This is a genomic window from Actinobaculum suis (assembly GCF_900618115.1).
GTDB lineage: Bacteria > Actinomycetota > Actinomycetes > Actinomycetales > Actinomycetaceae > Actinobaculum > Actinobaculum suis.
This window is the reverse complement of record NZ_UYIO01000001.1, coordinates 19,041-39,156: the sequence shown is the minus strand read 5'-3', so window position 1 is coordinate 39,156 and position 20,116 is coordinate 19,041. Positions and strand designations below refer to the sequence as shown.

Here is a 20,116-nt window from a genome sequence, read left to right as displayed (position 1 = left end):
ACGCCTCAATCATATTAGCCGCACGTCCTGCTTGGGCGGATACGCGCGTCACAACTTCGAGACGATGCGATACCCAAAACATTCTCTAGCCACATTATCACTTGAAAGTGGGACTAAGGGTGTAAACCGGCGGTGTGCGCCTGTGGTATCTGCCTCTAGAAATGCTCCGTTAACAGCGGCGTACACTCGGGCCGCCGGCAGGAAAACTTCCTCCCAGCGGCCCGATGGTAAGTACTATGCTCCCGGCGGCCCGGCGGTAAATACCATGCGCGGTCGGTGGTAAGTACCATGCGCGGTCGGTGGCTAGTCGTTTTGTCGCCCTTGGCGTAAGACCACGCGCTTTTCTAGCGGGGCCACCACGAGCAGAGCCACCAGGCACATGGCCAAACCGATACCTAATACCGCGAGGAGTACCACCAGGTTATCGCTTTCAATGTAGTCGCTCTTACTGGCCGGAATCATAAAGCTAGCGAGCCAGCGGCCCAGGGTGGTGAATAGAATCGCGCATACTAGGAGCGGTCCGAAGCTTTGTACCAGCCGTGTGGCAGAGAAGATTCGCGTGGGGAAACCCAAGTAACGCAAAGCTTGGGTTTGCCGGCCCCGATCGAAAATATCGGAAGCCTGGTTGATAAGAATCCCAATCGCCGCTACCACGAAGCCAACCGTCAAGGTAATCAGCACGCCAAAACGAATATCGTGGAGGAACCAGAGATCGCCCCGGGTAACGCCGTCTTTGGTGAAAGCTACGGAACTTATTGAAGTGTAACCAGCGATAAAACAGAGCAGAATAATACCGCTGACCGTACGCCATATGGCACGCGGGTTATCGAGAATGTGGCGGGCCGCAAGGAGCACCGGAACGCTATTGACTTTTGTGAGAGGCCAGGCCAGTACCTGAATAATGAAAGGCGCGGCAACTGTAATACCGGCAATTACGCCCGCTAACGTCAGGCTTATAATTACCCAGGTTCCTATTTCTTGGTAGCTTCCGCGTTTCAACATATATGCGATGAATATGATGATAGCGAGAGCCAAAACGAGCAGACGCCACCAGCGCAAAGCCGCCGAGCTTTGGTGGCGGGCCACCCCGAGCGGGGAGATGCGCACTTTCTGCAGACCGGAGACCGTGGAAAGCACAGCGATCAAGAGCAACGCCAGCAAAATGAGCGCGAATAGCCACCAGGGTAGAAGCATGTGTTGCCAAATAATTCTTTGCCCCACAAAGGAGCCGTGTTGCCATAGCGGCAAAGTTGCGAGGTAAGCAGCGCTCCCGATAGTCGCGCCGATTACCCATTGCACTACGGTTTCGGCCACGGTCATGAGAGTGGTTTGCCCGCCCGTCATACCCACCAGCCGCAAGGACGCCAGGCGGCGGGCCCGGCCAGCAGCACCCAGCTGGGCAGCGGAAGAACCGAGCGAAAACACTGGTACTACCAAAAGCCCGCAAGCAAAACCGGCGAGAATAAAGTACTGTAGGGCCCAAAGTTTTACGGAGTCCGCTTGGGCGGCGATGTCTCCACTAAGCTCTGCCGTGCCGGAGATTTCCAAGAAACCTTGCGCAATCTCCGGGCTCGGATCGGTATACCAGCCGTAAAACATCCATGCGCCACCCGCCACCGTGAGAGCTAAAGCTGCTGAAATGGCGAAGGTAATGACGGCTAACACGTCTAGCCAGCCGTCACCTTGCCGAGCTTTGATCCGCCCGGCGGTGAGCATGGGCGCTAATTTCAAAGTGTTCATTGCTGGCCTCCCGCAGCTTGCTGAGTCGCCGCGTTCGGTTGGCCGGGCTGGCCAGGTTGTTCTGGGGCGTTCGCAGCGTTCGGTTGGGAATCGGCGTGAACCACACCATCGCGAATTTCCACTAGCCGATCACACCATTGGGCGACCTTCGGATCGTGCGTCACCATGACGAGCGTGGCACCGGACATGCGCACCGTCGTCGTCAGAATCTGCATGACCTCGTGCCCGGTGGACTGGTCGAGCGCGCCGGTAGGTTCGTCCGCGAAAACGACGGCGGGACTGCCGGCCAGGGCACGGGCGATAGCCACGCGCTGCATCTGCCCACCAGACATTTCCCCGGGCCGGCGCTTGCGCTCGCGATCCACGCCGAGCCGGGCCAGCCACTCATCGGCTACCTTTAGGGCGTTCCCGCGCCGCGTCCCGCCTAACATGAGCGGCACGGCCACGTTTTCGCGCGCCGGTAATTCAGGGATGAGCTGGCCGTCTTGGAACACGAAACCCATGCGGGCGAGCCGCAACTTGGAGCGTTTCGCATCGGAAAGCGCGGAAATCTCAGTATTTCCCAAAAAGACGGTGCCGCTCGAAGGGGCCATGATACCCGCCAAGCAGTGCAACAAGGTGGACTTACCGGAACCGGAAGGCCCCATAATGGCCACGGTTTGGCCGGAGGGGATATCGAGCGTCACCCCGCGCAGGGCGCGCACCTTCCCAAAATTCTTCATAAGGCTCGCGGTGTGGAGCGTTGATGTTTGTGTTGTCATGCTTCGATTCTGGCGCGCGGGCCGGACCGGCGGAACGGCCCTGAGTATCGCAATAAGGTAGAGCTGAGTCTACCTGTGCCGCGCAGTATCCGCGCCGTTCAGTATCTGTGCCGCGCAAGTGAGAAGATAAAGGCATGACCATTTGGCCGTCACCTTCTGCGCTTCCTGTGCCTTTTGCGCCGCGGGTGAGGAGGGAGATGCATGCGTAATTCTCGGTGCGCACTGCGTAAATCGTCGTGGTGCATGTTCTTATACGGGGCGGGAGCCGGGTTCTGCTCACTGTTCGGGTTTCTGCTGCTCTGCGCTGGATTGCGCAGTTACGGCTACCCGGTGTTTCTAATCCTCGTCGGTCTCAGCTGGCTTGCCGCAGTGTGGTGCGTGGTGCGTGCGCGAAATAGTGCGCGCGAGTTTTCCCGGCAGCGCGAAACTTCCACGTGGAGCGTTTCCGCTGCCGAATACGGGTACGACGTCGCCGCGCGGCGCCAGGTGGCAGCCGCCTTCGAAATTGAAAGGCGCCGCATCGAACGCGATCTGCACGACGGCGCCCAACAGTTCCTCGTGGCCGCATCAATCGACGTGGGCGAAGCCGCGCTCATTTTGGACGACGCCGCCACCCAGGCGGACGCGGCCACCCAGGCGAAGGCGGCCACCCAGGCGAAAGCCGCAGCTCAGGCCAGCGATGCCGCCCGGGCCGCCGCGGGCACGCATTCTGAAGCGGCCACACAGGATACCGCAGCCGCGCAAAACACTCCTGTCGCGCAGTCTGAAGCGGGTGGCGGCCAGGCGGTCTTGGAAAACCCTCCGGCAATTGGGAGTGCGCCCGCCTCGGATGCGGATTTGACGGCGGATTTCAGGGAGAGTTTGGCGGAAGCACGCAGTTTAATGGCCTCCGCGCAAGACCGCACCGAACTGGCTTTGCGTGCTTTGCGGCGTACCGTGGCCGGAATCCACCCCAAAGTGCTGTCCGATCTGGGTTTGGAAGCTGCCGTGCGCGACCTTGCAGAAACTTCACCTTTGGATGTGGAATTAGTGGTTCCCGAACCCTTGCCGGAAATAACGGAGGGGGTGACGGCCGCGGGATATTTCGCCGCATCAGAAGCCCTCACGAACGCGGCGAAATACGCGCGCGATGCCCACGTGGTGGTGTTATTGACGGCCGGGGATAACTTGGTGGTCTCGGTGAGCGACGACGGCCCGGGCGGCGCCGTCTTACGCGAAGGTGGCGGTCTGGCCGGTTTGGCGGAAAGACTGGCCTCCTTTGGCGGTTCTCTCACGGTTTCCTCCCCGCCGGGCGGGCCCACGGTGGTTGCCGCCCGTATTCCTTTGCTGTTACAACGCGGCGAGTTTGGCGTAGCCGGCGAGTCTCGCGCCCGCCAAGAAGGGCACGAAATCCGGGAGAATAGCGATAGTTGAGGCAAGCGCGTTACCAGTGCGTCCAAGTGCGAACCCGCGCCGCAAAGCGCAGGCAGGAGAGGCAATAATGAAGGTGATAGTGGCAGATGATTCGGCTTTGTTCCGCGAAGGTTTAGTGGGCATTTTGGAACGGCGCAAACACGAGGTGTGCGCCCAGGTGGCAAGCGCGCCCGAACTGCTCGCCACCGTAGCCGAAACACCGGTAGACGTGATTATTACGGACGTGCGAATGCCGCCAAATATGACCGACGACGGTTTGCGGGCCGCCGTGGAAATCCGCCGCGCCCATCCCAGTATTGGCATCGTGGTCCTCTCCCAATACGTGGCCCCGGCCTATGCACGCGAACTTTTTGACCCCTCCGGTTTCAGGAATGCTGGGGGATTCGGAAATACCGGGGGAGTGGCGACCAGCGGAGAAGAACCTACGGGCGGGCTTGCCTACCTGCTGAAAGACCGCGTGGCCCGGGTTGCGGACTTCATGCGATCCCTGGATGTGGTGGCGGCGGGCGGCGTCGTCGTCGATCCGGAAGTGGCCGGGGAATTAATGCGCGGTTCGCGCTCGCGCTTGGCGGAGATGACGGAACGGGAAATGGAAATTTTGGCGCTCATGGCCGAGGGGCTTTCCAACTCGCAAATGGCCGAAAAGCTGTACCTTTCCGGGGCAACGATTTCCAAGCACGTGGCCAGTATTTTCCAGAAACTCGGCATGGAACCGGGGGAGGAGAATCGGCGCGTGCGGGCCGTGCTCGCCTACCTCACCGACCACGGCGCTACCCGATAATACGACCCACCCGGTAATACGGCTCCGGCAGCGGCGCCACCTGACAGCGCTGCGCCACCTGACGGTGCACCGCGACCCGGTAGCGGCGCCACTCGGCCACTCGACAGTCGGGCGCTACCCGATAGCATGGAGTAATGCCGCGTTCTTTATGTGATCTGCTTCGTGAACCTCCTGCTTTGCCGGTCGCCACCCAGTTGGCAGACGTGTGGCAGGCGCTGGAAGAATCGCGCGGGCTTGCCGTTATTGAGGCCCCGCCCGGTACCGGGAAGACCACACTGATTCCCCCGCTGGTTGCCACTTGGGTGGCAGGCGATCCGGGTGCGGCGGAACTTTTTGGGGATAAAGCGGCGCCGGCATTTTCCCAGACGCAAGCGGGACCGGTGCGGGAAGCAACCCGGGTGTTAGTTATGCAGCCACGCCGCGTGGCCGCGCGGGCCGCGGCTCGGCGGATTGCCGCCCTTTTGGGGGAACCGATCGGGAAAACCGTGGGGTTTGCAGTGCGCGGGGAGAACCGTACTAGCGCGCAGACACAGATTGAAATGGTTACTCCGGGTGTGCTGGTACGGCGTTTGCAAGCAGACCCGGAACTGCCCGGAGTGGACGCCATAATTTTGGATGAGATCCACGAACGCCACCTCGATGCGGATATTGCGCTGGCCTTTGCACTCGACGTGCGCGCCGCTTTGCGCCCGGATCTAGCGCTTATAGCTATGTCTGCCACCTTGAATACCGCCGAAATTACAAAATGCTTGGCAAGTGCGGCGGGTGAAGCCGCAAGCGCGGCGGGCCAAACCGAGAGTGCTGCCGGCAGCGCACCCAGTGAGGGCAGTACACACAGCGAGGGCGGTGTACCTAGCGAAGGTAGCGTAACCAGCGAGGGCGGTGTACCTAGCGAAGGTAGCGTAACCAGCGAGGGCGGTGTACCTAGCGAGGGCGCTGTAACGCGCGAAGGAGAAGCGAAGCCGCAAGCTAGTAGCAACGAGGATGGCGGAAACGTTGGTGTCGAAACTGAAACGGGCGATTCCGGTGTGCGAGCGGTGCGAATCCAGGGTGAGGTTTATCCACTCGCGGTACGTTATGCGGCGCCCGGTCGCGGTGCAGAACCACTGGGCACGATTGGACGCGACGGGGCGATCGGGGTGCGGCGCGAGTTTTTGGGCCACGTAGCGGCTACCGCGCGGCGGGCGCTGACGGAAACCACGGGCAATATTTTGGTGTTTGTGCCGGGCCGGCGGGAAGTGGAAACCGTGGCCGGATTGCTTGCCGGCAAGGCGCTTGCCAGCGAGGTGCTCGCCAGCGAGGTGCGTGCCAGCAAGGCCGTGGAAGTTCTACAATTGCACGGTTCTTTGGATGCGGCCGCGCAAGACTATGTGCTTTCCGCGCCGGAAAATCCGGGCAAGCAAGAATCGCAAGTGACGGGCAAACAACAGCAGGAAGTGCCGGCCGGCGGCGGGCAGGCAGCGCCGCGGCGGATTATTGTTTCCACTTCTATAGCGGAATCATCTTTGACGGTGCCAGGAGTTTCCGTGGTGGTTGATTCCGGGCTTTCTCGCCGCCCGCACACGGATTATGCGAGCGGTATTTCTGGCTTGGTGACTGTTTTGGAGTCACAGGCAGAAGGTGAACAGCGCGCCGGCCGGGCGGCGCGGCTCGGCCCGGGCACGGTGTACCGGGTGATGGCCGAATCGACCTGGGCGCGGCTGGCCGATCAAGCCGCTCCCGAAATAACGACGGCGGACCTCACCGATTTCGCGCTCCAAATGGCCGTGTGGGGAACCCCGCGCGGGGAAGGACTAACGTTGCTTACCGCGCCGCCCGCGCCCGCACTTTCAGCCGCCGAAGGAGTATTGCAAGACCTGGGTTTGCTGGGGCCAGAAGGTAAGGCTTTGCCCGAAGCCCGGGTGTATGCACGCATGCCGATGGATGTGCGGATTGCGCGCGGGGTGCTCACGGGTGCCGCTGACCCACGTATCGGCCCGCGCCGCGCCGCCCAAATCGGCGCCATGCTGGCTCTCGAACCGCGCCTGCCCGGAGCAGATCTAAGTTCCTGGCGGCGCGTAATGCAAGGCGGAGGCAGCGGCCGTGGCGGGAGCCGGGGAGGAAGCCAAGCGCATCTGGCTCGCGAATGGCGGCAGCAAACCTCCCGTTTAGAAAAAGAAATTCAGCGCGCTGGTGGGACCGGCTCCCGGGCTGCGGATAGATCTAGCTCCGCGCCGCTTTCGGAGGTAGATGCGACGGCGTTGATCGTGGCCGCTGCCTACCCGGACCGGATTGCCCGGGCCCGGCCGAGCAGCAACCCCGCGCGGCCCTCCGCGCGCTACGTGCTCACGGGCGGGGCGGGCGCGGTACTCCCGGAAGATTCACCGCTCATCGGCGAGGAATGGTTAGCGATTTCTTCTTTGACCACTTCACCAGGCCGGGCTGATGCCATGATTCGCGCCGCGATCCCCATTGCGGAAGCCGATGCCTTGCAAGCCGGGAAAAACATGGCGCGAACCACCACCGACGTCGAACTAACTCAAGGTAAACGCAAACGCCTGCGCGCGGAAGAAAACGACTGGTTGGGAGCGATCCACTTACGCCGCCGAACCGTGGATAAAGTGCCGCGCGAGGCGGCGCGGGCGTGGCTGGAAAAAGCGGTTGCGGATGGTTCTTTGCCGCTTGAGTTTTCGCGGGAAGGGGCAGAATTGCGCGAGCGTCTGCAATTTTTGCATGACGCTTTAGGGGATCCGTGGCCGAATGTTTCACGTGAAACATTGGCCGCTAGATTAGACGAATTAGCTGGGCCGGAATTGGATGAGTTCGTGCGTGGCGGGAGCTTTGCGTCGATTTCGGCGGCACAGTTGATGCGGCTTGTGCCATGGGAGCAAGCCGCGCGGCTCGCCGAATATGCACCCGCGGCGATCCAGATTCCTACCGGGGAGAACCGGCGAATTGATTATTCGCGGGCGCGCCCTACCGTCCGTTTGCGGGTGCAGGAGGCGTTCGGGTGGAAAGCAACGCCGTGCATTGCCGGCGGAAAAGTGCCGATCACTTTGGAATTGTTATCTCCCGCGAAACGACCGGTGGCAATCACGGATGACCTGGCTAGTTTTTGGGCCGGCCCCTACGCGGATGTACGGGCGGATATGCGTGGCCGGTATCCGAAACATCCCTGGCCAGAAGATGGCGCGAATGCCGAACCCACCAGCCGCGCCAAAAGATCGAGAATCAGTACCCGAAAGTGAGGGAGGGTGACTGGACTTCATCGGCGAACTGTTCCCGGATCGAGTTGGCACCGGCCGCGAAATGCTGCAACTGGCTATACAGCTGCGAGCCCGTAACCTCGCCAAGGGGGACGGTAATACGCATGGCAAGCATCGATTCGAACATCACCAGATCGCCTTCCAGTAGGCGGGCGTTTTCCTGCATGATTCTGCGAAGTACCCCCTCCGTCGGACCATCGACCAGCGGCGCCGTGAAATAAGCGAGATCGCCGAGCTCGGGAACGGGCGCGTAGGAGGCAAGCACTGCTTGGGACTTGTCATCAGATTTCCATACCACCCGGAAGGCATAGTGCACGCCGTCTTCCTGTTGTTTCGCCCGGAACCGGGTGACTAGAAATTCGCGCAGGTCGGAATCATTCTTGATCGGTAATTCCGCGAAATTGGAGCGGTTTTCCTCGCGCTCGCGGCGCCGCTTTTCTCTAAATTTTTTAAACATCTATGGTCTTTGCTTTCCGTATTCTGTTTGCTCGCGCAGCCGCGAGTGCTTCCACTGCGGCCGTTTCTCTCTACCCAAAACCGTTTTGCCGCCGGGTTTCTTACCGCTGGGCCTCTTGCCGCCGGGCTTCTTATCTCAGGGCCGTTTGCGGCCCGGGCGGTTTTGCTACCCGGTTGCTCTGCTAAGGATGTCTCATTACAAGGGCTGTTTTATGACTCTAAGGCTTCTTTCGATATGGCCTTGGTCTGCGTAACTAGCAGCCGAATCGCGGCCGCCAACCAGTGAGCGGATACCGGGAACCGCACCGAAAAATGCAGATGGGGCCGATTGCCCAAAAGCCGTACCCCGCCCAGCGGCAAATTCTCGGCCAGGCGCACGATCTGCACCAAGTCCGGACCCTCCGGATCGATGCCAAGTTTCTCTAGCAATCTGCTCGCGTGGGGATGCGCGGCCTGGCTGCCGGACCGTGCGTCGGGTTCGTTAGTGGTAGCGCCCGCCGTGCCGGTTTCGGTTGCGGCATCGGTTTCGCGCGTGGCACAGGTTCCACCCGCCGTGCCGGTTTTGGGCGCATTGCTGGTTTCGGCCGCAGCACTAGTTTCTGTGGCGGTAGTAGTGGCGGCGCCGGGCGCGGCAGCGTTTGCGTCAAGGCTGCCAGGCTCCGGTGTGCCAGCTGTAAGAATGCTTTTGATAATTGGCGCGGCCGCGTGTACTACCTTGCCGCCATGGCGCATTCCGGAAACCCCGAGCCAAACCGTCACGGGTACGCCATCTACTTGCAGGCGTAGCGCCCCGGCGTCGTCTACCGCATCCGGAAAGGCTTCATGCAGAGCCGCGCGCAATTCCGACCATTCCGCCAGTTTCGCGGTGCTGGTTTCGGTGGGGTCGAAGTGTGGTGTTTCGGTTAGTGGGGCACCCGCGTGGTTACCGCGTGCGTGGGCGGCGTCGTTATTGGTATTAGTCCAGGTCATGGTTCCTTCCGAGTCCTTCATGTCCTTCAAAGTCCGCGAGGCGTTCGCGCAGGCGCGAAGCGATCTGCACGCTTTCCACGCCAAAGGTGGTCACCTGTTCGGCGATTGTGCGCAGGGGCAGGCCCGCAATTTCCAGGGCGTGCATGGCAAAAATCTGGCCTTGCAATACTACGACGCCGGTCAGTGCCGTCCCCGCTGCCGCTTCCGCCGCGAAACGCACTTCCAGCGGATGTGCCTCCTCAAGCGGCGTCACCAGGTAAATCGAATCCTCGCCAGAAGGCAAAACATTGCGCGAAACCGCTACCGGCACTTGTTGGCTCAAAGCATCTACGTACAGCTGGAAACCGAACTGGAGTTCTTTCGGATCGCCCTCGCGGCCATGAATAATGTCTTCCCAAGAAATCACGCGTTTATCCAGATCGCCCATTCCCGAATAAGCGAAAGGTTGCAAGCTAATCTGGTGCGGCGCGCTGTGGGGAGCTTTGCTGGAGCTGTGGGGAGCTTCCCCGGAGTTAGAGGTAGAGGAAAAACCGGCCGCATAAGCTTCGTAATACTCGTCGTAGTAGTCGGTGGAAGTTTCGTATGATTCGCCGGTTTCCCCGCGAATAGTTTCCAGGTTATCGGCGGCGAAAGCGATGCATTCGGCGCTAAAATGCTCGCCTTTGACCGGCGGCACATCGGCGAGTCCCTGCACGAAAATCGCGCGCGCATCAAGCCCGGCCACGAGCACAAACTTCACCATCGAAGAAAAGCGGGAGAAAGAAAGATCATCCGCGCGCAAACCAACAAACAGGTAAGCGCTGGAGTTATGCACGCGAACCGAACCGAAAGTGAAAGTTTCGCCCAGCCACTTTGCTAGGCGCCCCAAATCTACCTGGCTGGCCGGTGCAACACGGAACCAAATTCCATAGCAAATGCGCCCAAATGGTTCGCGGGCGGGCCGCACTTCCACACCATCCACGAGCGGCCCGATTGCAATCGGCAAGACGAGGCGGCGGAAAAGTACGTCGGTTTCCAGTTGCGTCTGGCATGCCTTAACTAGCCGCGGCCAGGTGTTAACGATGTACGCCGGGCTCGCGGGTGTAGCCGGTAAGGAGTCAAGGCGAGCATTGCGTGCAATCGAATCAATTTCGGCAGCAAGCTCTCGGAAATCCGGTTCTTCAGCCATACTCCTTAGCGTACCGGTGTCAGGTTTTGTTAGTTGCATTAGCTTCGTTTTCCGGCGACGCCGTTGCCCGCGCCCACTGCAACTGAGGCTTTCCCATCTGCCGCCCGGTGATGGGGTGAAAGGTGGCGCGCCCACCGCAACCTAAGCCTTCCGAATGTGGCCTGTGGAAAATTTCGGGCACCCGTAATTGAATACTTAGGTAAGGCGAACTATAGTTCCGCGCATGGCATTACACTCACGCACTCCTTTTCAGGCAGCCAGCACCACGCGCACACCTACCAGTACAACCACGCGCACAACTAGCAGCACTGCGCGCACAACTTTGCGTAGGCAAATCAAAGCAATCATTGCGGCTTTACTCGCCGCTGTACTCGCCAGCGCGCTCACCGCGTGTTCCCCGAAAAACATGGGCGCGAGCCGAGATAAGGAAGATTCCCGGCCGCTGGTTTTGACCTCGTTTACGGTGCTTGCCGATATGGCCCGGAATGTGGCTGGCGATTTGTTACGTGTGGAATCGATTACTGTGCCGGGTGCGGAGATTCATGATTTCCAGCCCTCTCCGGAAGATATAAAGCGCGGGGAAGGTGCGCAGCTAATCTTGACCAACGGCCTGGGGTTAGAGCGTTGGTTCGATAAATATGTGGAAAACTCGCCGGCGGAAGTAGCCGAGCTTTCGGAAGGTGTGGAAGCGATTCCGATTGGGGATGGTGATTACGCAGGTGCCCCTAATCCGCACGCGTGGATGAGCCCCGCAAACGGAAAAATCTATGTGGATAACATCGTCAAGGCATTTGTAAAGCTTGATCCGGACAATGCGAATACCTATCGGGAGAACGGCGAAAAGTACAAGCAGAAAATCGGTGAGATTTCCACCGAAATGGACGAAAAGCTTTCCACGGTGCCGCCCGAGCAGCGTGCCTTGGTGACTTGTGAGGGTGCCTTTAGCTATTTGGCGCGCGACCAAGGCCTGACCGAAAAGTACTTGTGGGCAGTCAATTCTGAGGGTGGTTCCAGCCCGCGTGCGAAGGCCGATCTAGAGAACTTCGTACGCGATTCGGGCGTCAAGGCGCTGTTCTGCGAAACTACGGTTGATGACAAAATGGCCTCCGTTTCTGAAGATACGGGCGTCCCGGTAGCCGGTTTGCTTTATGTGGATTCATTGTCTGAGACCGATGGTCCCGTACCTACCTACCTTGATCTTCTGCGGTACGACGCCGATTTAATCACCGCCGGTTTGCGCGGCGAAAAAACGCCGGGCACGGGCCGCGAGAAGTAACGGGCACGGGCCACGAGAAGTAATAAGCGCGGGAAGCGCATTCCACTACCAGTAAGTTAACGGGCTGCGAGAAGTGACCAGCGCGGCTAGGGCACAGAAAAGCGTTATTCGAGTGGGGATGAGTTGATGAAGGAGAAGGCCTTAGAGGTCCGCGATGTGCGGGCGAGCTACGGGCGAGTGCAAGCGCTGACGGGCGTGAGCTTTGAGCTTGAAGCCGGCAAGATTTGCGGGCTAGTAGGCATGAATGGCTCCGGGAAATCTACGCTCATGAAGTCAATTATGGGGGCGGTGCGGCATTCCGGGCAGGTACGGATTTTTGGCCGGCCCGCCCCGGAAGCACGCAAAGCAAGCCTGGTTGGCTATGTGCCGCAAAACGAAGGCGTGGACTGGATGTTTCCCGTTTCCGTCAAGGACGTAGTGACCATGGGCCGCTACGGGTACATGGGGCCGTTGCGCCGTACCCGGCCCGAAGATGCCGCGGCCGTGGCCGAGGCTTTGCAAATCGTAGAAATGAGCGAGTTTGCGGATCGGCAGATCGGCTCCCTATCGGGCGGGCAACGCAAACGCGTGTTTATTGCCCGGGCTATTGCACAAGGAGCACGCCTACTTTTGCTCGATGAACCTTTCGCGGGTGTGGATAAACCTTCCGAGCTCATGATCACCCGGATTTTGCGTGAGCTCGTGCAGGATGGCCGGGCGGTATTTGTGGCCACCCACGACCTCTATGAGCTTCCGAACTTATGCCATGAGGCGCTTTTGCTATACCGTCGCGTGATTTTCCACGGCGATGTGGCCGAAGCTTTGCTACCAGAAAACTTAGGCCCGGCATTTGGCATGACGCCAAGTGAAACCACCGCCTGGCGGAAAGGAACCGCCCAGGGCCTAGCTTCCTTGCAGGCCAGTGGGGCCCGGGCGGAAACCGCTACGGCGTCGGCAACCAGTGCGGCGTCGGCAACCGATGCAAGGCAAGCTATCGCCACGGCGGAGCCAACTGGCACGGCGCAAACCACTGGCACGGCACGGGAATCGAAGTAGGGAGGCGTGAGCATGGAGAACCTGTATTGGCTTTTCGGGGAGATGTGGACGCATCCGTTCATGGTGCGCGGAGCCACGGTGACGCTGGTGGCGGCCGCGGTGTGTGCGGTGATTTCATGTTGGCTCATTCTGATTGGCTGGTCGCTAATGGGGGATGCGCTTTCGCACGCGATTTTGCCGGGTGTGGTAATTGCCTATATTGCGGGCGTGCCGTTTTCGGTAGGGGCTTTGGCAGCGGCGATCGTCGCGGTGCTTTTCATTTTCCTGTTGCGCGGGACTTCCCGGGTGAAAGAAGATGCGTCGATGGGAGCAGTTTTTACGGCCATGTTCGCGCTCGGGCTGATTCTAATCAAGATCAACCCTTCAAATGTGGATCTGAACCACGTGATTTTCGGGGATCTGCTGGGGATCACGAATTCCGATATGAAGCAGGTGCTGATTTTGGCGCCGCTCGCGCTCGTGCTACTGCTAGTGAAGCGGCGCGATATTACGGCTTATGCCTTTGACCGGACCCATTTGCGGGCAATCGGGATATCCACAAGGGCAATTGGTGCGTTACTGCTGGTCTGTTTAGCGCTCACCGTGGTAACTGCAATGCAAGCCGTGGGGGCGATTCTGATTATTGCGCTGGTGATTGTGCCGGGCGCGGCCGCCTTCCTAATGACCTCGAAGATCCAGCGGATGTTATGGATCGCTCCGGTGTTCGCCTGCTTGTGCGCGCTGGGCGGGCTTTATGTTTCGTACTGGTTCGACCTGCCTTCGGGCGCTTCCGTGGTGGTGGCGCAGGGCGTGGTCTTCCTTATTATTTGGGTCTGCTCTCCGCATGGCCTGCGCGGATACCTTGCCGGCCACATCGGCAAGCCTGCCATTACTGCAGCTGGCAAGCCCGCGGGTACCACACCCAGCAAGCCCGCCGATGCCACAGAAACCCGGGAAGAGAGGGAAACCCTGGAAAAGAGGGGAACCGAAACCGTAGCTTCCACCGGAAACTAAGTGGCGATGCGGAGCGCATAGGCGGTGGCGCGCTTAGGTTGTAACACACTTCGCAGAAGGTTCGGCGTTACCATAACGAGTGACACATTAATCAATGTTTTCCACCGGCTACCCTGGTTCACATGAATGCACGCTCTCTCGCGCTAACCGCGGCCATGACCGGCATAATCGCAGCCCTCGGCATTATGCCGCCGATTCCCGCACCCATGATCCCCGTTCCAATCACCTTGCAGGCTGCCGGCCCGATTCTTGCCGGCATGTTGCTGGGCCCGCGCCGCGGTACCGCTTCGGTGCTTCTACTCTTGGTGCTCGCCGCGATTGGCCTGCCAGTACTCACCGGCGGGCGCGGTGGCCTCGGCGTTTTCGCTGGCCCTACCGCCGGCTACCTGGTCGGATACGTGATCGCCGCCTACGTGACGGGTCTTATCGTACAGTTCGCGCGCGCCCGGGTAGCCGCGCGAGCCCGCGCACGAAGCGAGAAACAAGTAAAACGCGGCGAGGCTTTCAGGGAACTGCTGTGGTACATCCTTGCCGGCGCGGTGGGCGTACTCATTATGTACGTAACAGGAACTGTAGGAATGGTCCTAATCTTGCGCATGGAGTGGGTTGCGGCTTTTGTTGCGAACGGAATTTTTGTTCCGTTCGACGCCGTAAAAGCCGTCCTCGCGGCCATGATTGCCCGCGGCGTGCACCGCGTCATGCCAGATCTTTTCGAGAATGCGAAGCAAAGTTCAGCAAAAATACCTGCGTTGGCCACGCCCGTGGCGACGGCCGCGCCAGGCGCGAGCGGGCTGGCGCAGGAGAGCAAACTTGCCCAGGAGAGCAAACTTGCCCAGGAGAGCAAGCTGGCACATGAGAACAAGCAGGACCAGGAGAGCGGCCAAAAACACGAAAGCGGGCGGGCACAATGATCGAATTATGCAATGTGGAAGTTTTCGCCGGCTCATCAACTAGCCCGGAAACCCGCATTTTGGGCCCGCTTAGTTTGCGTTCCGAAGCGCGCCGAATCGGCATAATCGGCCCGAATGGTTCCGGCAAATCCACACTTTGCCGCCTACTTGCCGGAATCGTGAAACCCGGCGTCGGCACGGTAACGGTAAGCGCCAGCCAAGCGAGCCAAACAACCGGCATGCGCGGCGGAGTAGCGATGCTTTTTTCCGAACCGGACGCACAAATCCTGCTCCCCACCGTGCTAGAAGACGTCGAATTTTCCCTGCGTGACCTGCCACGAAGCGAACGCACCCCGCGCGCCCTGCAAATCTTGGAGCGGCTCGGCATCACCCATTTGCGCGACCGCCTCTGCCACACACTTTCCGGCGGCGAAAAACAACTACTCGCGCTCGCGGCGGTGCTCGCCACCGACCCGCACACGATCGTCTTCGACGAACCCACCACGCTGCTTGACCTGCGCAATCGTCGCCGCTTCCGGGAACTTCTCGGTTCTCTCACCCAAAATTTCGTGCTCGCCACCCACCAACTTGATTTGCTGGATGTGTGCGAACGTGTTTTTGTGGTCAATTCCGGGCAGATCGTGTACGACGCCGAACCTGCACGGGCCGTCGATTACTACGTGAATGAGGTGGCGTAGTGGCAAATGCTAGCGGGGGAGCGGCCAGTTCAGCACGATCCGCAGCGCGGGAACTGGCGGCGGCGAGGCGGGCAAGCTGGGTAATCGGCCTCACGGCAGTGGTTTCATTACTGGCCATGTTATTGCCGCCGCTTCCGGCCGTAATTGTGTTTGGTCTGGTCAGTGGACTGTGGGCCGCTACAATTTTGGCCCCGGTGTTTCCGCTGGTGGCGGGGCGGGCGCAGCTCGAGGCCGGGTCGGATCAGGGAAGCGCCGGGGGACAGCCTGAGGCCGGGCCGGAGCAGGGCGGTGCGCGGGCACCGGCAAGAACATCAACGCCGGCAGCCGCCACGGCGAACAGGAAAGCCCAGGCAGTGGCGGGCAGGCGGGAATCCCGGCGGGAACTGTGGGCGCGGCTCCGCAAAGGCCTGGTTTTACTGGCAATTATTATTGCTTGCGCGTACGCGGGGCGGTTGGTGCCGCTGCTAATAACCGGGCGGGCGAATGGGGGCGCGGAAGGAGCGCGGGAATTCGGCGCAACGCTTGCCGAAACCCATGTTTTGGCGGCTCGTTTGGCCGCGGTTATTCTGCTCGCCACCTGGGTGAATGCGACTACCAGAAGTCTTGATCTAGCGGAAGGTGCCCTGTGGTACGTGCGGCCGCTAGCCAGGCTGCGCCGGTTTGATGTGGATCGGGTGCGCATAACCTTGCTCGTGGCCATGCGCATGATTCCAATTGCTCTGGCAGAAATCCGCAAAATACGCGAAGCACAGAACGCGCGCGGATCAAGGTCGCTGGTGCCGTTCGGCGTCGCCCTCGTGGTGAAAGTTTTCCGCCGCGCCGAAATGACCGGAGACGCACTCATCTCGCGCGGGGCCGTCTAACAAAACGAGGCGCCGCGAGGCCATCTGCATCAGCATCAGCATCTGCACAAAGTGACGGTGGCGGTACAAAGCGACGGCGACGGCGTCGGCAGTTTTTATGCGAAAGCGCCGCAACGCCGCGACGCCGCAACGCCGCGACGCCGCGACGCGGGCGTAAAGCGAAAGGATCGGCGGCGGCGTCGGCAGTTTTTATGCGAAAGCGCCGGTGGGTAGTGGCTAGAAAAACAAAAGGTACCGGCCCGGGCTGTGTTTCCACAGACCAAGCCGGTACCTAAAACCCCGGAAATGCCTATCTACAAGAGTTTGCCGTGTTTACGCACGTACGCGGGTTTCATTAAGGAAACCAACACGAAGTAACCGACGAGTACGGCGGCTAGCAACCAGTAGTAAAAACCGGGCAGCGGGGAAAGCTTGAAGTAGTTGCCGAGCGCCGTGTAGGGCAGGGCGGTGCCGAAGGCTACTCCCAAGCAGGTAATAACGGACATTGTGAAAGATGGCCAGGAATGAATAAACGGCAGCTTTTCGGTGCGCAAGGTCCACAGCACGAAGGTTTGCGTCCACAGCGAGACGATAAACCAGCCCGTGTGGAATAGGGATTCGAAACCGAGTTCTGCGGGCGTGCCGGCGGCTTGGCCGAAGGGCATTCCCATGATTGCCGGGCAGATCAGGAAGTAGAGGACGGCAAAAGTAATGCAGTCGAAAATCGAGCTGACCGGCCCGAAATAAACCATGAAATTCTTGATATCCGAAGCGTCCCAACGTTTTGGGTGCGCCAAGTATTCGCGGTCCATGCGATCCCAAGGGATTGACATGCACGAAATATCGTAAATCAGGTTGAGTACCAGAATCTGGGTTGGCAACATCGGTAGGAAAGGCAAGAACAAGGAGGCTACCAAGATCGAAAATACGTTTCCGAAATTGGAAGAAACCGAGATCTTGATGTACTTCATAATGTTGCCGAAGATTTCCCGGCCGGAAAGTACGCCACGTTCCAGGATTGTAAGATCCTTTTCCAGCAAAATAATATCTGCGGATTCTTTCGCGATATCTACCGCGGTGTCTACGGAAATGCCGATATCGGCTTTAGCCAGTGCCGGAGAGTCGTTAATACCATCCCCCAGGAATCCGGTTACATGGCCATTTTCGCGCAATTGCTCCACAATATCGGCTTTCTGGCCGGGCGAAATTTTCACGAAAATATTGTGCTTCTCTACCGCTTCCGCCCATTCGGAACGCGGCAAAGCGGCCAGTTCTTCCCCGGAAATGATCCGCTGGTCATGGATACCTACTTGGCGGCAAACTGTACGGGTGACCTCGAGATTGTCTCCGGTAACCACTTTTACTTCAATGTTTGCTTCGTGCAGGGCCGCGATCGCTGCTTCCGCGGATTTCTTTGGCGGATCGAGGAAAGCCAGATACCCGATGAGCACCATATCCCTCTCATCAGAAAGCTGAAATTCCTCGGCCCGCGGCGGATTGTCTTTCCGTGCCAGCACGAGCACACGCATACCGTCTTCATTTAGCCGGCGTACTTTTGCCTGCACCATTTGCCGGATGCCTTCCGTAAGCGGTTTGACTTGCCCGTCCAGTTCCACAAAGGAGGAAATGGCCAGCATTTCTTCCGCCGCACCCTTCGTAATAAGTTCGGTCCGGCCGGCCTCATCACGCATAACTACGGACATGCGCCGCCGGTTGAAGTCGAAGGGGACTTCGTCAACTTTGGTGTATTTGCGCCGGTCGATGTTTAGCTCATCTTCCGCGGCACGGATTACCGCTTTGTCCAGCAGGTTCTTTAGCCCGGTCTGGTAGTAGGAGTTGAGGTAGGCGTAGCGGAGTACGCGTGGGTCCTCTTCCCCGTGGCAGTTCAGGTGCCGTTCTAGAACGATTTCATCTTGCGTGAGGGTGCCAGTTTTGTCGGTACAAAGTACGTCCATGGCGCCGAAGTTTTGTATGGCGTTCAGGTTGCGCACAATCGTTCCTCGCCGGGCGAGGGTTGCGGAACCTTTCACGAGGTTCGTGGTAACCACCATCGGCAACAGTTGCGGAGTGAGCCCGACGGCCACTGAAACCGCGAAAATAAAGGCATCGGTCCAATTCCCTTTGGAGAGCCCGTTTACGAGCAGCACCGCGGGGGTCATTATCAGCATGAACCTAACCAGCAGGCGCGAAGTTTTGTCCAGGCCAATATCGAAGGCGGTGGGTTCTGAGTGTCCGGAAAGCCGGGAAGCGATGTCCCCAAATTCCGTGTTTTCCCCAGTACGAACGACGACGCCGATACCCGCGCCCGAAACAATATTCGATGCCATATAGGCAATGTTTTCCGGCTGGTCAGCGCCGGAATTATTCGCCGGCTGGTCGGCACTGGAAGCGTGAACCGGGTGATTAGCGCCGGAATCATTAGCCGGCTGGGAAACGGTATCAGGGCTGGCTAGTGCCTCGGTTTCGGCCGAGTTTTGGCCGCCCACGCTTGTGGGTAGTTTATTACGGCTACGTCGTATTTTGCTTCGCCGTGGTTCGGCTACTTTTTCTACCGGGTAGGATTCGCCGGTTAGTGCCGATTCGGAGACGAAGAGGTCTTTGGTGTGTATGAGCCGCATATCGGCGGGGATGATGTCTCCCGCGGCGAGTTTGACGCGATCTCCGCATACGATTTCTTCGGTGGGGATTTCGCGGTATTCGCCATCGCGATAGACGGCTGCGGTTACGTGGACTAGTTTTTCTAGTTCCGCGGTCGCTTTATGGGAGCGTACGGATTGTACTAGTGAGATCGTCCCCGAGATGATCAGGATAATCAGGATGATCAGGGGAGAAGAAAAGTCTTTTTCTCCCGCCGGCGCATATACGAAATCGGTTAGGAATGTGATGATAGCGAGGACGAAGAGAATGATCGAAAACGGGCCGCAATAGGACTCGCGAATGAGTTTCCATAGGGAGGGGCCGCGTTGGGAACTGAAAGTGTTGCTCCCGAATTCCTTTCTGAGTGGTTCGACCTGCGGGGTGGTGACGCCAGATTCGTCTACCCCGAAGTGGTCGTAAATCTTTTCCACATCCATTGTTGAGAATTCCCCAAGGGTATAAGTCCGCATGGTTCCTCCTTGATATGTTTATGTGTTCTTTGATGAGTGCACGCGCATGTAAGGAGTTGATTTTCTGGTTTTGTACATGGCGGCGAGGCACGCGAGCTAAGGCCGCGTAGATGTGTGGAAGAAAAATATCGCGCCCGGGGCGTGCTTACGCCCACGCGAATGAAACGCAAACCTCGATGTAAAAAATTGCGGGTTAGAAACAGTTTCCCAAACCCTCCCAGGAGTTTAGCAAGGTCAGCAAGGTTGAACAAGTAATTCTGCCCACGCCACCCGGCGTGGGCAGAATCAGAGTTATGGATTTATGTAGTTATGGAGTTTGAATATCCGACCGGTAGGTATCCAAGCTAGGCCCGCGCGCTAAGAGGCTGAAGAATAATGTTTGCGGTTCTTCAACTCGTCGCAGTACCCGAGCGTATACATGGGTATGTGAGCAGATTCCTTTCCGAAGCAAGCCCAGGGCTTTATGTGGGCGTCATTTCGCTCAGTGTTGTGGAACGGCTATGGGAACGTCTTAGCGTGCAACCGGAGTAGGTTCCACGGTTTTGGTTTACAACGATTCTTCCCGTGAGCAGGGATTCGGAATTGAAACGAGTGGGCGGCGGGCATGCCAGACGCTGGACTTCGACGGCTTAACGCTTTTTGCTTCGCGTCCTGGTAGAATTAACGAAAACCAGGCGGACGGCCGATAAAATCGCCGGTCATGTCTCTTCTCCGCACGCGCGGAGGTATTTCCTGCAGAAGC

Annotated in this window: 16 protein-coding genes and 1 pseudogene; 11 read left to right on the top strand and 6 right to left on the bottom strand. The window is 59.1% G+C overall.

All coding sequences use genetic code 11. From position 1 onward, the window contains the following. Nucleotides 1-303: 303 nt before the first annotated feature. On the bottom strand, nucleotides 304-1,740 hold the full coding sequence (locus H8274_RS00195) for an FtsX-like permease family protein (protein ID WP_185933517.1): 1,437 nt from the start codon (nucleotides 1,738-1,740) through the stop codon (nucleotides 304-306). Beyond that, nucleotides 1,737-2,501 (bottom strand): ABC transporter ATP-binding protein, encoded by a 765-nt coding sequence (locus H8274_RS00190; protein WP_082160037.1) that lies wholly within the window; start codon nucleotides 2,499-2,501, stop codon nucleotides 1,737-1,739. Before H8274_RS00190 ends, H8274_RS00195 begins: the two co-directional genes overlap by 4 nt. A gap of 201 nt (nucleotides 2,502-2,702) precedes the next feature. Here H8274_RS00190 and H8274_RS09535 point away from each other — a divergent pair, with 201 nt between their 5' ends. From H8274_RS09535 to H8274_RS00175, 3 genes are all read left to right on the top strand, one after another. Beyond that, nucleotides 2,703-3,914, top strand: a complete 1,212-nt coding sequence (locus H8274_RS09535) for a sensor histidine kinase (protein WP_244924477.1) — start codon at nucleotides 2,703-2,705, stop codon at nucleotides 3,912-3,914. A gap of 67 nt (nucleotides 3,915-3,981) precedes the next feature. After that, nucleotides 3,982-4,695 carry a response regulator transcription factor gene (locus H8274_RS00180; protein WP_065414677.1) on the top strand — a complete coding sequence of 238 codons (714 nt, stop codon included), beginning with the start codon at nucleotides 3,982-3,984 and terminating at the stop codon, nucleotides 4,693-4,695. A gap of 134 nt (nucleotides 4,696-4,829) precedes the next feature. Then, entirely contained in the window at nucleotides 4,830-7,922 is a 3,093-nt protein-coding gene (locus H8274_RS00175; RefSeq protein WP_244924476.1) for an ATP-dependent RNA helicase, read from the top strand. On the opposite strand, the gene H8274_RS00170 is transcribed toward H8274_RS00175, so the two are convergent. The 3 genes from H8274_RS00170 to H8274_RS00160 all read right to left on the bottom strand — a co-directional run bounded on the left by H8274_RS00170 (nucleotide 7,906) and on the right by H8274_RS00160 (nucleotide 10,533). Beyond that, the gene (locus tag H8274_RS00170; RefSeq protein ID WP_065414675.1) at nucleotides 7,906-8,397 is read right to left on the bottom strand and encodes a hypothetical protein; all 492 of its coding nucleotides are present in this window, start codon (nucleotides 8,395-8,397) and stop codon (nucleotides 7,906-7,908) included. The two genes, H8274_RS00175 and H8274_RS00170, sit on opposite strands and share 17 nt — an antisense overlap. Nucleotides 8,398-8,606: 209 nt before the next feature. Continuing rightward, nucleotides 8,607-9,365, bottom strand: a complete 759-nt coding sequence (locus H8274_RS00165; protein ID WP_065414674.1) for a hypothetical protein — start codon at nucleotides 9,363-9,365, stop codon at nucleotides 8,607-8,609. After that, nucleotides 9,352-10,533 (bottom strand): hypothetical protein, encoded by a 1,182-nt coding sequence (locus H8274_RS00160; RefSeq protein ID WP_185933516.1) that lies wholly within the window; start codon nucleotides 10,531-10,533, stop codon nucleotides 9,352-9,354. The genes H8274_RS00165 and H8274_RS00160 overlap by 14 nt, the downstream gene beginning before the upstream one ends. Before the next feature lie 223 nt (nucleotides 10,534-10,756). On the opposite strand from H8274_RS00160, the gene H8274_RS00155 reads away from it, so the two are divergent. The 6 genes from H8274_RS00155 to H8274_RS00130 all read left to right on the top strand — a co-directional run bounded on the left by H8274_RS00155 (nucleotide 10,757) and on the right by H8274_RS00130 (nucleotide 16,288). Next, nucleotides 10,757-11,809, top strand: a complete 1,053-nt coding sequence (locus tag H8274_RS00155) for a metal ABC transporter substrate-binding protein (RefSeq protein ID WP_185933515.1) — start codon at nucleotides 10,757-10,759, stop codon at nucleotides 11,807-11,809. Nucleotides 11,810-11,935: 126 nt separating this feature from the next. Continuing rightward, nucleotides 11,936-12,844, top strand: coding sequence for a metal ABC transporter ATP-binding protein (locus tag H8274_RS00150; RefSeq protein ID WP_185934407.1), 909 nt, complete (start codon nucleotides 11,936-11,938; stop codon nucleotides 12,842-12,844). A 12-nt stretch (nucleotides 12,845-12,856) separates the two neighbouring features. After that, complete coding sequence (locus H8274_RS00145) at nucleotides 12,857-13,837, top strand: metal ABC transporter permease (RefSeq protein ID WP_083329982.1); 981 nt, start codon at nucleotides 12,857-12,859, stop codon at nucleotides 13,835-13,837. Nucleotides 13,838-13,959: 122 nt separating this feature from the next. Further along, nucleotides 13,960-14,748: a biotin transporter BioY gene (locus tag H8274_RS00140; RefSeq protein ID WP_185933514.1), complete on the top strand. Its 789-nt coding sequence runs from the start codon at nucleotides 13,960-13,962 to the stop codon at nucleotides 14,746-14,748. Continuing rightward, entirely contained in the window at nucleotides 14,745-15,425 is a 681-nt protein-coding gene (locus H8274_RS00135; RefSeq protein WP_065414670.1) for an energy-coupling factor ABC transporter ATP-binding protein, read from the top strand. The genes H8274_RS00140 and H8274_RS00135 overlap by 4 nt, the downstream gene beginning before the upstream one ends. After that, nucleotides 15,425-16,288 carry an energy-coupling factor transporter transmembrane component T gene (locus tag H8274_RS00130; RefSeq protein ID WP_065414669.1) on the top strand — a complete coding sequence of 288 codons (864 nt, stop codon included), beginning with the start codon at nucleotides 15,425-15,427 and terminating at the stop codon, nucleotides 16,286-16,288. Before H8274_RS00135 ends, H8274_RS00130 begins: the two co-directional genes overlap by 1 nt. Nucleotides 16,289-16,581: 293 nt before the next feature. Here the strand turns inward: H8274_RS00130 and mgtA are convergent, their stop codons facing one another. Further along, on the bottom strand, nucleotides 16,582-19,374 hold the full coding sequence (mgtA, locus tag H8274_RS00125; RefSeq protein ID WP_185933513.1) for a magnesium-translocating P-type ATPase: 2,793 nt from the start codon (nucleotides 19,372-19,374) through the stop codon (nucleotides 16,582-16,584). A gap of 375 nt (nucleotides 19,375-19,749) precedes the next feature. Between mgtA and H8274_RS09935 the strand changes: the two genes are divergently transcribed. Both H8274_RS09935 and H8274_RS09930 read left to right on the top strand, forming a co-directional pair. Continuing rightward, the gene (locus tag H8274_RS09935; RefSeq protein WP_185933512.1) at nucleotides 19,750-19,905 is read left to right on the top strand and encodes a type I-E CRISPR-associated endoribonuclease Cas2; all 156 of its coding nucleotides are present in this window, start codon (nucleotides 19,750-19,752) and stop codon (nucleotides 19,903-19,905) included. Between the two features lie 5 nt (nucleotides 19,906-19,910). Next, nucleotides 19,911-20,063, top strand: a pseudogene (locus H8274_RS09930) (type I-E CRISPR-associated endoribonuclease Cas2); the annotation flags it as partial. Between the last annotated feature and the right edge of the window lie 53 nt (nucleotides 20,064-20,116).

What these genes read in the sequence shown, in the direction of transcription:
- mgtA (WP_185933513.1), bottom strand. Translation starts at nt 19,374, where the DNA reads ATGCGGACTTATACCCTTGGGGAATTCTCAACAATGGATGTGGAAAAG.
- H8274_RS00165 (WP_065414674.1), bottom strand. Translation starts at nt 9,365, where the DNA reads ATGACCTGGACTAATACCAATAACGACGCCGCCCACGCACGCGGTAAC.
- H8274_RS00175 (WP_244924476.1), top strand. Translation starts at nt 4,830, where the DNA reads ATGCCGCGTTCTTTATGTGATCTGCTTCGTGAACCTCCTGCTTTGCCG.
- H8274_RS00195 (WP_185933517.1), bottom strand. Translation starts at nt 1,740, where the DNA reads ATGAACACTTTGAAATTAGCGCCCATGCTCACCGCCGGGCGGATCAAA.
- H8274_RS09535 (WP_244924477.1), top strand. Translation starts at nt 2,703, where the DNA reads ATGCGTAATTCTCGGTGCGCACTGCGTAAATCGTCGTGGTGCATGTTC.
- H8274_RS00160 (WP_185933516.1), bottom strand. Translation starts at nt 10,533, where the DNA reads ATGGCTGAAGAACCGGATTTCCGAGAGCTTGCTGCCGAAATTGATTCG.
- H8274_RS00180 (WP_065414677.1), top strand. Translation starts at nt 3,982, where the DNA reads ATGAAGGTGATAGTGGCAGATGATTCGGCTTTGTTCCGCGAAGGTTTA.
- H8274_RS09935 (WP_185933512.1), top strand. Translation starts at nt 19,750, where the DNA reads ATGTTTGCGGTTCTTCAACTCGTCGCAGTACCCGAGCGTATACATGGG.
- H8274_RS00190 (WP_082160037.1), bottom strand. Translation starts at nt 2,501, where the DNA reads ATGACAACACAAACATCAACGCTCCACACCGCGAGCCTTATGAAGAAT.
- H8274_RS00155 (WP_185933515.1), top strand. Translation starts at nt 10,757, where the DNA reads ATGGCATTACACTCACGCACTCCTTTTCAGGCAGCCAGCACCACGCGC.
- H8274_RS00170 (WP_065414675.1), bottom strand. Translation starts at nt 8,397, where the DNA reads ATGTTTAAAAAATTTAGAGAAAAGCGGCGCCGCGAGCGCGAGGAAAAC.
- H8274_RS00140 (WP_185933514.1), top strand. Translation starts at nt 13,960, where the DNA reads ATGAATGCACGCTCTCTCGCGCTAACCGCGGCCATGACCGGCATAATC.
- H8274_RS00145 (WP_083329982.1), top strand. Translation starts at nt 12,857, where the DNA reads ATGGAGAACCTGTATTGGCTTTTCGGGGAGATGTGGACGCATCCGTTC.
- H8274_RS00150 (WP_185934407.1), top strand. Translation starts at nt 11,936, where the DNA reads ATGAAGGAGAAGGCCTTAGAGGTCCGCGATGTGCGGGCGAGCTACGGG.
- H8274_RS00135 (WP_065414670.1), top strand. Translation starts at nt 14,745, where the DNA reads ATGATCGAATTATGCAATGTGGAAGTTTTCGCCGGCTCATCAACTAGC.